This is a genomic window from Mycobacterium sp., from assembly GCF_050701675.1.
GTDB lineage: Bacteria > Actinomycetota > Actinomycetes > Mycobacteriales > Mycobacteriaceae > Mycobacterium.
This window is the reverse complement of sequence record NZ_JBOGDD010001003.1, coordinates 1-11,214: the sequence shown is the minus strand read 5'-3', so window position 1 is coordinate 11,214 and position 11,214 is coordinate 1. Positions and strand designations below refer to the sequence as shown.

13 protein-coding genes are annotated in these 11,214 nt (G+C 65.0%); 6 read left to right on the top strand and 7 right to left on the bottom strand.

Annotated elements, in window-relative coordinates:
* Nucleotides 1-440: aldo/keto reductase (locus ACRDUX_RS30615; RefSeq protein ID WP_526419558.1), on the bottom strand; the 440-nt coding region annotated here is incomplete at its 3' end.
* 192 nt (nt 441-632) lie between these two features.
* Complete coding sequence (locus ACRDUX_RS30610) at nt 633-866, bottom strand: hypothetical protein (RefSeq protein ID WP_526419556.1); 234 nt, start codon at nt 864-866, stop codon at nt 633-635.
* 330 nt (nt 867-1,196) lie between these two features.
* Here ACRDUX_RS30610 and ACRDUX_RS30605 point away from each other — a divergent pair, with 330 nt between their 5' ends.
* Complete coding sequence (locus tag ACRDUX_RS30605) at nt 1,197-1,481, top strand: YggT family protein (RefSeq protein ID WP_526419554.1); 285 nt, start codon at nt 1,197-1,199, stop codon at nt 1,479-1,481.
* A gap of 73 nt (nt 1,482-1,554) precedes the next feature.
* On the opposite strand, the gene ACRDUX_RS30600 is transcribed toward ACRDUX_RS30605, so the two are convergent.
* From ACRDUX_RS30600 to ACRDUX_RS30585, 4 genes are all read right to left on the bottom strand, one after another.
* A complete protein-coding gene (locus ACRDUX_RS30600; protein WP_526419552.1) occupies nt 1,555-3,141 on the bottom strand; it encodes a gamma-glutamyltransferase family protein in 1,587 nt (528 codons plus the stop codon).
* 118 nt (nt 3,142-3,259) lie between these two features.
* The gene (locus ACRDUX_RS30595) at nt 3,260-3,568 is read right to left on the bottom strand and encodes a hypothetical protein (protein WP_526419551.1); all 309 of its coding nucleotides are present in this window, start codon (nt 3,566-3,568) and stop codon (nt 3,260-3,262) included.
* 307 nt (nt 3,569-3,875) lie between these two features.
* Nucleotides 3,876-5,006, bottom strand: coding sequence for an FAD-dependent monooxygenase (locus ACRDUX_RS30590; RefSeq protein ID WP_526419549.1), 1,131 nt, complete (start codon nt 5,004-5,006; stop codon nt 3,876-3,878).
* Between the two features lie 9 nt (nt 5,007-5,015).
* On the bottom strand, nt 5,016-5,789 hold the full coding sequence (locus ACRDUX_RS30585; RefSeq protein ID WP_526419547.1) for a class I SAM-dependent methyltransferase: 774 nt from the start codon (nt 5,787-5,789) through the stop codon (nt 5,016-5,018).
* Between the two features lie 357 nt (nt 5,790-6,146).
* On the opposite strand from ACRDUX_RS30585, the gene ACRDUX_RS30580 reads away from it, so the two are divergent.
* Nucleotides 6,147-6,707, top strand: coding sequence for an NADPH-dependent FMN reductase (locus ACRDUX_RS30580; protein ID WP_526419560.1), 561 nt, complete (start codon nt 6,147-6,149; stop codon nt 6,705-6,707).
* Between the two features lie 79 nt (nt 6,708-6,786).
* Here ACRDUX_RS30580 and ACRDUX_RS30575 read toward each other — a convergent pair whose 3' ends face one another.
* Complete coding sequence (locus tag ACRDUX_RS30575; RefSeq protein WP_526419545.1) at nt 6,787-7,449, bottom strand: TetR/AcrR family transcriptional regulator; 663 nt, start codon at nt 7,447-7,449, stop codon at nt 6,787-6,789.
* A gap of 157 nt (nt 7,450-7,606) precedes the next feature.
* Here ACRDUX_RS30575 and ACRDUX_RS30570 point away from each other — a divergent pair, with 157 nt between their 5' ends.
* The 4 genes from ACRDUX_RS30570 to ACRDUX_RS30555 are packed head-to-tail and all read left to right on the top strand — an operon-like array spanning nt 7,607 to nt 10,887.
* Nucleotides 7,607-8,113 carry a pyridoxamine 5'-phosphate oxidase family protein gene (locus ACRDUX_RS30570; RefSeq protein WP_526419543.1) on the top strand — a complete coding sequence of 169 codons (507 nt, stop codon included), beginning with the start codon at nt 7,607-7,609 and terminating at the stop codon, nt 8,111-8,113.
* Nucleotides 8,113-8,790, top strand: a complete 678-nt coding sequence (locus ACRDUX_RS30565) for a class I SAM-dependent methyltransferase (protein ID WP_526419541.1) — start codon at nt 8,113-8,115, stop codon at nt 8,788-8,790. Before ACRDUX_RS30570 ends, ACRDUX_RS30565 begins: the two co-directional genes overlap by 1 nt.
* The gene (locus ACRDUX_RS30560) at nt 8,790-9,926 is read left to right on the top strand and encodes a VOC family protein (protein ID WP_526419539.1); all 1,137 of its coding nucleotides are present in this window, start codon (nt 8,790-8,792) and stop codon (nt 9,924-9,926) included. Before ACRDUX_RS30565 ends, ACRDUX_RS30560 begins: the two co-directional genes overlap by 1 nt.
* Nucleotides 9,927-9,954: 28 nt before the next feature.
* The gene (locus ACRDUX_RS30555) at nt 9,955-10,887 is read left to right on the top strand and encodes a fumarylacetoacetate hydrolase family protein (RefSeq protein WP_526419537.1); all 933 of its coding nucleotides are present in this window, start codon (nt 9,955-9,957) and stop codon (nt 10,885-10,887) included.
* Nucleotides 10,888-11,214: the final 327 nt, after the last annotated feature.

Here is an 11,214-nt window from a genome sequence, read left to right as displayed (position 1 = left end):
GCCGGCTGGAAGTTCGATACGCCGATGCTGCGGGCACGTCCATCTGCGGCGAACTCTTCGAGAACATGCCAGGTCGAGACGAAGTCCCCGTCGTAGAGGGTTGGCAGCGGCCAGTGGATCAGGAATAGGTCGACGTAGTCGGAACTGAGCGCGCTCAGTGTTCTGTCGAACGCGCGGCGTGCGTCGTCCGGTCTGTGGAAGCCGTTGTTGAGCTTGCTCGTGATGAAGACACTGGCGCGATCCAGCCCGGCCTCGACGATGCCCTGGCCGACTCCCAGCTCATTTCCATACATTTCAGCGGTGTCGATGTGCCGGTAACCGATGCCGAGGGCGGCCTTCACCGCTGCAGCGGTCTTCTCCGGCTCGATCTGGAAGACGCCGAAACCAAGCTGCGGGATGTGTGCGCCATCTTGCAGGATAATTGCGGGAACGTTGCTCATGGTTGCCAGCCTTGCATTCCCCGCGGCGCTTCGCGTTCCCGCTGGCACCCATCCACCGTTGCGGCCAGCGCTACTCTGGGTTTCCCGCCACGGCCTACTGTTGAACCACCTTGCGGCTCTCCGCCGTCAGTACAGTTGTGGCTCAGTACAATCCACGAATCAGTGCCGGAGCCCGGCCGCCGTAGTCGACCGCTAGAGAGCGCCGCCGAAGCCGTGGACACCGTCCCAGCTGCCCCAGCCGCCGCCGTGCAGGCGACCGCCGTTGCCTGCCGCAACTAGATGATCGGTCACGACTGTCGGCGCGGTCGCAACCGCTGCCGGCTGAGCCGGAGTGGGCCCGGCCGCGGCGATCGGTGCGGTGGCAATTGCTGCCGCGGCCGCCCCCGCCCAGAGCAGCGGTGTGACCGACTTGAGTCCGATTCTCATGTGGCACTTCCTCGTTCGATGTTGTTGTTGTCACTACCGGTCAGAGTCGAGTTCCATCGAACCGATTTCGTCGTCGCTGACACCAATCCTTGGTTGCTGGTAGCTGCCATATGACTGTCGTTACCGTCTGCCCGCGCTGCGTGCACCAGGCGCGGCGTGGTTGAGCGGGTGCACGGAGCCCATGTCCTCCGCGGGTAAGATGGGGCGACGGGCCGGGACTTGTCTCGCAGGTCGGTTCAACCCTTGGTGATCCAGCCCGCAATCTCAGTTTCGCGTCAGACCCTTCTCAGCTGGGCGGCGCATACTTGAGGAGGTCGGAAGGAGCGTGCGGTGGTCGCAGGCTTGCTTGGAGTCGTTCTCCTGCTATTCGAACTCGTGCTCATTGCCCGTATGGTCGTCGACTGGATCGGCGTGCTGTCGCCGTCGGGCGGCGGCAGCGGCCTCTACCAGGCACGTCGGATCACCCACGGCATCACCGAGCCCGTGCTCGGTCCGGTCAGACGGCTGCTGAAGCCCGCGCGGTTCGGATCCGTCTCCATTGATCTGGCATTCACCGCAGTGTTCGTGGCAGTGATCGTGCTGCGGACCGCCGTGGTGCCGTTGATTCCGTTCTGAGGACGCGGGCGGCAAAGCGGTCATTGCCGCCAGCGATGCCGTGCGTCAGTGAGAGAGTCCGGCCGGATCGGCACTAGAAACCGGCGGCCTGCCCGTCGCGACGCGGGTCGCTCGCTGCGAGATACCCGGCCGGCAAGCGCCAGATCGCCTGACAGCTGCCGAATTGGTTGTAGTCCTCGACCGCGACGAGATCGTGGCCGCGGCGACGCAATTCGTCGACCGTTGTGGGAGGGAAGCCGTCCTCGAGGCTCACTTGCATGCCGTGCAGCCAACGGAACCTCGGCCCGTCGCATGCCGCCTGCGGGTTCTGTCCGTAGTCGGCGATGCGCACCATCAGCTGCACGTGGCCCTGCGGCTGCATGGTGCCACCCATCACGCCGAAGCTCATCACCGGTGCGCCGGCTTTGGTGAGGAAGCCGGGAACGATGGTGTGGTATGGGCGTTTTCGCGGCCCAACGAGGTTCGGGTGTCCCGGCGTCGCACTGAACTCAGTACCACGGTTCTGCAACGAGATCCCGGTGCCCGGCACCACCACGCCCGATCCGAATCCGTCGTAGTTGGACTGGATCATCGACACCATCATCCCGTCCGCGTCGGCCGCGGTCAGATACACCGTGCCACCCTTCGGCGGCCTGCCTGCCGACACCGGCGTGGTCCGCGCCGGGTCTATCAAAGTCGACCGCTGCCTGAGGTAGTCGGCGTCCAACAGCTGATGCGGTCGCACCGGCATGTGGTCGATGTCGGCGACATAGGCCAGCGCGTCGGCGAAGGCCAGCTTGATCGCCTCGATCTGTAGGTGCACGCTGTCTGCCGAATCCACTGGGAGCGAAGCCATGTCGAAGTGCTGAAGAATGCCAAGAGCGATCAGCGCGACGATCCCTTGACCATTCGGCGGGATCTCGTGCAGCGTGTAGCCGCGGTAGTCGATGCTGATCGGGTCGACCCAGTCCGCGCGGTGCGCGGCCAAGTCGGAGGCCAGCATCGCGCCACCGTTCGCGGTCGAATGCGCCTCCATCGCAGCCGCCAGCTCGCCCCGATAGAACGCCTCCCCACCCGTCGCCGCAATCGTCTCCAACGTCGCCGCGTGCTCGGGAAGTCTGAACCGCTCCCCCGGCGCCGGCGCCCGCCCACCGGGAAGAAACGCCTCGGCGAACCCGGGCTGCGACCGCAGCTCGCGAACCTGCCCGGCCCACTGCGCGGCCACCGTCGGTGAGACGAGGAACCCCTTGCGGCCGTAGTCGATCGCCGGCTCGAAGACCCGCGCGAACGGCAGCCTCCCGAACCGGGCGTGCAGTTCGGTCCAGGCTGACACAGCCCCCGGCACGGTCACCGAGTTCCAGCCCCGCACCGGAACCGAGTCGCCGCGGAAGTACTCCGGCGTCCACGCCGACGGTGAACGCCCAGAGGCATTCAATCCATGCAACCTCTCGCCATCCCAGACGATGGCGAAGGCGTCCGAGCCGATGCCGTTGGACACCGGCTCGACCAAGGTCAAAGTGATCGCCGCCGCCAGCGCAGCGTCGACCGCAGTGCCGCCGTCGGCGAGCATCGCCAGGCCGGCCTGCGCGGCCAACGGCTGAGACGTGCACACGACGTTGCACGCCAGCACGGGTTTGCGTGGCCACGCGTAGGGCAGTTCCCACGAGAAGGGGACGGTCATCGGTGCAATCCTAAGTGCCCGGTACTCAGCACAGCAGCCCGCACCAACGTGGGGTCACTGGTGCGGGACTGCCTGGGCTCGGCGACTGTTCACATGGAGGTGGCGGGGTCGTTGACCGTTACCGGTACCAGCCCCAGGGCCACCCACCCCAGCCTGGGCCCCAGCCACCGCCCCAGCCGCGACCGCCGCCCCAGCCACCGCGGCCACCGCCCCAGCCGCCACCGTGGAAGCCGCCGCCGCCGTGGCCGCCGCCACCGCCGAAGCGGGCCTGTTCAATATGGCCGGCGGTCATGGCTGTCGGTGCGGTGGCGATCACTGGCATCTGAGCCGGAGCGGGATCGGCCATGGCCGCGGGTGCTGCGACGATGGTAAGCGCGGCAGCGCCCGCCGCCAACGCCGATGTCATGTACTTCAATCCAATTCGCATGGTGACACTCCTTCGAAAGTCAATTGGTCCTTGCCTCTTCCAGAATTGCGACCCAGCGAGGCCACGTCGTCATCGCTGGCACCCATTCATGCGTTCCCGCCAACCGGAATTGGGGCTTACCGGTCATCAACCATGCCGTCATCGGATGCCCGACCCCCATCGACAGGGCCGCGTTCCGCCACTCGCCACCGCCGCGGCCTCTCCGTCAACTGATGGACGACGAACCGCTAACCCAAGTGGTCATCGAACTCAACACTGCCCGATTCTGCTGTTTCGGGAAGGTCACGCGCACTGTCGTCCGAGGCCGTTACCGCCTCGCCCGGGCCTCGGCCTCCACGTCGTAGTCGTGTACCCCGGGCAGACCGATGGCGATCGCCTGCCCCGCGTTCATTCGCATCCCATTGGCCCGGGAGCCTTGCTGGACTCGCGCGGTGTGGTCGTGGCGCAGCCGCTGATAGCGGATCAGCGCCTCGGTCACCTCGGCGGTATCGGTACCTCGCATCACGGTAGCCAACGCCATTCCATCCTCGATGGCCTGGTTAGCGCCTTGGCCCATATGCGGCAGCATCGCGTGCGCAGCGTCGCCGAGCAGCGCCAATCGACCATTCGTCCATCGCGGTAGCGGATCGCGGTCGTACAGACCCCACCGGAAGGTCGTATCGATATGCGAGAGCAGCCGAGAAAGCCACGGATCCCAGTCGGCGAACTCGGCGGCCAGCACTGCCGGATCACCAGGTGCTGACCATGATTCACGCATCTGATCATCGGCTGGCACAAATCCCACGTAGTTGAGCATCGTCCCTGCGCGCACGGGGAAGACAAGAAAGTGCTTGCCCTGACTTACCCAGTTCACCAACGCGTGTGACCACGGCCAACCCGGCACCCGGGCGGCTGGCATCACTCCGCGATAGGCGACCACGCCGGAGAACACCGGCCGGCGCGGCTCGACGACGTAGCTTCGCAGTGTCGAATGGATGCCGTCGGCGGCGATCACCACATCGGCCTCGACACTCACGCCGTTGTCGAAGGTCACCACCGCGTAGCGGTCGTCCTGCCTGAAGGCGACGCAGCGATGTCCGGTGTGCAGTACACCTCGAGGCAACCCGGCCGCCAGCTCTGCCACCAGATCCGGACGGTAGATGCCCAGCGAGCTGATCGGGCCGTCGCGCCCGGCGACCTGATGCGACATGACAGACCCGCCAGGCGTCAACATCCACCACTCGTTGATGGGTGCACCACGGCGAGCGACCGAATCGGCGACGCCGATCCGTTGCAGTATCCGAATGCTGTTGGGGAAGAGCCCAACTCCCGCGCCGACCTCACCGAGTTCGGCGGCCTGCTCGTACACCCTCACTCTCGCCCCCGCGAACCGCAAGGCCAACGCCGAGGACAGACCCCCGATGCCGCCGCCGACGACCAGCACACGCATCGACCGCATCGCAACCTCCTACGAGCGCGTGGCGAGGATCAACAGGGCGTCTCCGCCCACCGATACTCCATTCGAACCGATGCGCTCGGCCAGCCTGCTGCGTAGCTCCGAGGCCTTCTCGGCAGCGAGGACCAGATGGTTCGAGTAGGTGAATGCGAGGTCAAGCCACTGCTCTGTGGAATAGTGGTCGTCCCGCGGGTACGTGCGTTCCTCAACTGTGAACCCGGAAGCCGTGATTGAGGCGATCAGCCCGTCGGTGCGATGCTCGGCGTCCAGACCGTTCGACGAGCCGTCGACCAGGGGTGAACCCGGATCCACGTAGTCCCGGTATATCGCGGCGAGGTCGCTCTGAGTGGGATGTGTTGGGACCAGACGGTTCCACATCAATGCAAGACGTCCACCGCTAGGCAGCAGTCGATGAACTTTCGGTAATGCAATGTCAGGATTCACCCAATGAAATGATTGCCCGAACACGACGAGGTCGAAGTGGCGCTCCGCGGAGTCCCAGTTCTCGAACGTGCCGATCTCGATGGGGATTCCCTTGCCACTCGCGATTTCGGCCATTCGCGGATCCGGCTCAACCGCAAGCACATTGACTCCCCTTCCGAGAAGTTGCTCGGACACGATCCCGGTGCCCGCGCCAATATCGAGCACCGTTCGAGCGCCCCGCATCAGAAGGTCATCGATGAGTTGGGCGGGGTAGCGCGGCCGACGCGCGTCGTAGACTCGCGCCGCGGCGCCGAAGGAGTCCGCGCGCGCACGGTCGAGGTAGAGATCTGCACGTGATTGCATACCCCAATCCTACGCGCGGCGTAACGCCACGCTACGGAATCCGGTTGGGCGAGCACGGATTTGCCGGCTAGCGGGTATGACGAAGCGGTGCTGGCACCCGCGGCAATTCCCGATTTGCACGCTTTCTCACCGTGGCGGCCTTGTCATCCTGGCTGGCACCAACTGGCGGACTCCTGCTAGCTGCCATCGGTTATTACCGCCCGCGGCGATGCAAGGTTCATATCAGATCTACAACATTAAGGTGGCACAGTTTCATCAGGCCGATGTCGTTATATCTATTGGGCGCCATGGTTTTTGCCGCCCGTACTCCGTCACTGAACGGAAATCCACTACGAAGGGACCGCGATGAGCACCCGAATTCTGGCCCTGGTTGGCAGCTTGCGCTCCGGCTCGGACAACCGGCGGCTCGCCGAGGCGGCCGCCAAGCTCGCACCGAGTGGCATCTCGGTCGAAATCTTCGACGGCCTGGCCGATGTCGCGTTGTACAACGAAGACCTCGATCAGCCGGGGGCCGTCGCGGCTGCCGACAGGCTTCGCGCCGACGTTCAGTCGGCCGACGCCCTTCTGCTCGTGACACCTGAATACAACGGCACGATGTCCGCCGCCCTCAAGAACGCCATCGATTGGATCTCGCGCCCCTTCGGCGCAGGCGACATCACAGGGAAACCGGTGGCAGTCATCGGGAGCTCGCACGGCCAGTACGGCGGGGTGTGGGCGCACGACGACGCGCGCAAGTCAGCACGCATCGCAGGGGCAAATGTGCTCGATGACATCAAGCTGTCGGTGCCTGCTGCGCACACCCGCTTCGCCAGCGTCCATCCCGTCGACGACGAGGAGATCGCCGCCGTGATGCCGGAAATCCTGACCTCTCTCGCCGCTGCGGTCCCAAGTCGGGATGACCGAGGCAGCGGCGAATGAGCGCCCCACGGCGTTGATTGCCTGAGCTGTGCCAGTCTGGATGGCTGACGTGGATCTCGATTTAGTACTTGGATTGGCCCTAAATTGCGGCCAGTCCCGGCAGGAGGATGGCCACCAATCCGTCGGCGTGTGTGTCGATCCATTTGGGGTTCTTCGGGTCTCGGCCGGTAAGCAGGCGAAACTCGGGTGCGTTCACATACGGCAGTGATGCCGCGCCGACGAGCACGTAGTACAGGATCTCGTTGTCGATGGGTGCGGCAATGCCAGCGTCACGAAGGGTCTGCCACGCCGGCCGGATGCCGTCGAAGAACGGCTTCACGTGGGTCTCGGTCATCCACGTCAACCGGCCACTGGCCGCGGTGCCCTCGTGCACCATGATCTGGTTCAGCTCAGGATGTTTGGCTGCGAATCGCACGAATCGGCGGATCCCGTCGGCAAACGCCGCGGTGAGCGCCGGGGCCTCGATCCCGGTCAGGTTCGCAGGTATGGCGCCGTCGAATGCCTCCCACAAGAGCCCGAAGAGGTGATCCACCGCCGCCCTCCACAACGCCGCTTTGGATTCGAAGTGATAGTTGATCTGCGGCTGGTGTGCCTGAACGCGCGATGCAATGGCCCGCGTCGACGCGCCGTCGAAGCCCTTGGCCCCGAACTCGACCAGCGCCGACTCCAGCAGGGCCTCTCGGATGTCGGTCCGCGTCCGGCGGAGGCGCACCTTGGTCGGCGCTGGGGTCTTGCGTTCCATCTTTCGAAGTGTACCCTTATTATCGATCGATAATATTCGCGGGAGGATAGAGACCATGAGCACTGCCCCTGAGACCACGAATCAAAACCGAGATCGCGAATCTGCGCGTCTGCTGCCCCTGTCCAAGGATCCGTTCCAGGCGCCGACGGATCGCGACATGCTGCCTTCTGAGCGGCGGCTGTTCGTTCAGACCCACCGGACCTGCGTATTCGGCTACGGCCGCCAATCGGACGGCCCGGCGATGTCGATCGTCTACTACGTCCCAGACGACAACGGCGACCTGCTGGTGGCGACCATGCGCGATAGGGCCAAGGCCAAAGCGGTGGCGCGGAGCGGCAAAGTCAGCCTCTGCTTACTCGACGAAACCTGGCCCTTTGCCTACCTGCAGGTCTATTGCGACGCGGTGATCGACGACGATGACGAAACCCTGATCGACGTGATGATGGCGGTGGCTGAACGCATGTCGGGTGACCCAGTGCCGGCGGAGCTGCGCCCCGCCGTCGCAGCTGTCGCAGAGCAGGAGGGCCGGGTTCTGGTGCGTTGCCGGCCGTACGCGACGTTCGTGACGCCGCCGCGACACTTGCACAGCAACGACCAGCAGGAACTGACCCACTGGGTCTCGGGGTCGATGCCGTGGGATGCCCCCGACGCGCAGGCGGAGTGATGGTCGACGTAACGGAGAGGTGGCGTTCCGAGCGTGTCACGGCGGCCATTTACGATGCCGGCGTCAAGCACGACGGTGTCGCGAGGGTCGGCGCCTGGGCGATGTGGGGGGCCGACATGCGACGCATGTTCGCTGACATCGAGCGTCTTGCAGATGCCCCGATCGGGGCCTCGATACTCGACGTACCGTGCGGCGGTGGGTTCGCCTTCCGTGGATTACGGCCCGGCCAGGCCGTGCACTACGTCGCGGCCGACATATCGCCGTACATGCTCCAACAAGCGCGCACTGCGGCAGGCCGACGCGGGGTGCAAGACGCGATCGAGTTCGTCGAAGCCGACGTCACCGCGCTTCAATTCGACGACGCAAGCTTTGAGCTCTGCGTGACCTACAACGGGCTGCACTGTCTGCCGGACCCGCGCGCGGCGCTTGGCGAACTCACTCGCGTGCTCAAGCCAGGAGGGACGCTGCGGGGGACGTCATGCGTTACCGGTCGAGGTCCGCGCAAGGATGCCCTGATCGCGGTGTTGCGTCGTGCCGGCGTGTTTGGAAACGCTCCGCATGCAGGTGAGGTCGAAAGATGGCTGGGGGAATTCGGCCTCGATGTCGTCACACTCGAGCCCAGCGGAGCGGTCGAGTTCTTCGAGGCGCGGTTGCCATTTCGAGAGCAGACGCAGTGATGAGCGACCGTGTCGTCGGCGCCCACAACGAACTGCACAGTGATCAGGGTGCTCACGAAGGAGAGCATCCGGGGCGGTCAGCTGACCCGATCATCAAGGTCCACGATATTGCCTGGTTGCAGTTCGAGAAGCCGGATCTGCAACGGGCTGAGGCATTTTCGTGCGCGTTCGGCTTCAGCACCGCTATGCGCACGGCCGACGAATTGTACTTGCGCGGCACCGATTCCGGCTCACCCTGCGTGCTGATCCGGCGAGGTCCCCGGTCGAGATTCGTCGGAGCCGCCTACACCGCACAGGACCAATCCGACGTGCTGCGGCTGGCCGAGGCCACCGGAACCACACTCCACGCGCTACCAGAGTCACTCGGCGGCGTGGCCGTCGACCTGGCCGATCCCAGCGGTGTCACGGTCCGTGTCGTGGCAGGCACTCACCAGCTGGAGGCCCTCCCGGCACAGCCGCCGCATCAGCTGAACTTCGGGCACGAAGTCCAGCGGATCAACACCACGCAGCGCCCGCTGCGCGAGCCGACGCGGGTGCAGCGGCTCGGGCACGTGGTGATGCAGACGACCAAGTACCGCCAAGCGCTCGACTGGTACCTCGATCACCTCGGGATGATCGTCAGCGACTTCCTGTACTACCCGGGGCGCCGCGACCGCGGGCCCGTCATGAGCTTCATCCGCTGCGATCGCGGGCAGACTCCCGCCGACCACCACACCTTGGCGATGGCCTTGGGCCCGTCCAACCGCTACGTCCATTCGGCCTACCAGGTCAGCGACATCGACGCGATGGGCGCCGGTGGGCGCTACCTCGCCGAGCTCGGTTATCACCGCTCGTGGGGAATCGGCCGCCACATCCAGGGAAGCCAGATCTTCGACTACTGGCGCGATCCCGACGATGTCATGGTCGAGCACTTCAGCGACGGTGACGTGTTCGACTGCACGCTCGAGCCGGGTTGGGCTCCGTTCACCGCCTCCGGGCTCTCCCAATGGGGACCGCCCATCACCAAGGACTTCCTCGGCATCGCGCCCGGCCGCGAATCGCTGCGCGAACTTCGCTCGATGATCAGCGCGCTGCGCGACGACAACGAATTCGACCTGGCCAGCCTGCGCGGTTTGCTCAGCGTGGCGAATTCCTGACCTCCACTTCACAACTCAAGGACCCACGATGACCATCTCCATCCTGCGCACCGCCGATGCCTGGTGGGTGCAGACCTCCACCGGGGCCGCTCGGGTCGCCACCACGGCCGCCACTACCCGCGAGCTGCTGACAGACCGAACCGCCATCGAGGCCGTCTCTCACAACACCGACACCGTGCCCGTGGCCAGCCTGCAACTGCTGTCCCCGGTCACCGCGCCGTGTCGAGTGGTGGCCCAAATGACCAACTACGCCTCCCACGTCGAAGACGCCGGACGTGACCCGAAGGCCACCCCACTGGCCTTCTTCCGCAAGGCATCCGGCTCCATCAGCGGCCCATTCGACGACATCGTCAAACCCGATCACGTCCGGCTGCTCGACTACGAAGTCGAGATCGGTCTGATCATCGGTCGCGAGCTGCCCGTCGGCACCACCATCACCGAAGCCAATCTCTCGGACTACGTCTGCGGGCTGGTCGTCACCAACGACGTCTCGGCGCGCGATGTGCAGTTGACGAAAACGCAGTTCTACGAAGCGAAGTCGTATCCGACATTCACTCCGGCCGGGCCCGCGCTGGTGCTGCTGGACGCCGACGAGCTCAAGCGCTTCGGTGATCTGCGGCTGCAACTGCGGGTGAATGGTGAGATCCGCCAAGACATGCTCGTCGACGGCGACATCATCTACCCACCCGTGCAGGCACTGCAGGCGCTGTCGCGGTTTCAGCGTCTCGATGCCGGCGACCTGGTCTTGACCGGTACCCCGGTCGGCACGGCAATCAGCGCACCACCCAAGCCCGTCGAGGTCATCGGGTCGTTGCTCCCGGACCAGCTGAAGTGGAGGGTCTTCTTCTCGAGGCAGGCCAGGAGCCGAAAATACCTGCGCCACGGCGACATCGTCGAGGCGTCCGTGGCAACCGATGACGGGGCAATCGATCTCGGCGTGCAGCGCACCGTCGTGAAGTAGGCGTGCGGCGGCAACCGATGACGACGACGCAACCGTGGACGCGGTCGTGCTGCCGCCGCCGAAGCGCACGTCCGTGTTACCTGGATGGTCCGGGCGGTGTCAGCGAGTGGCAGACGTGCGGGATGGCAGCAGACTGATATCTCACCTATTTCAACAAGACTCGAGTCAGCAACGAAGGTGAAGATCCAGCCAGCGGCGGGTGGATTAGGTGTCAGCGTTGACGACACCGATCTGCCATGACGGAAGAATCAGGGGTAGCCGAATGCGGCGGCCTGGCCAAAGGAGTGAACACCATGACGACGATGATCAAATACGTCGCACCAATAT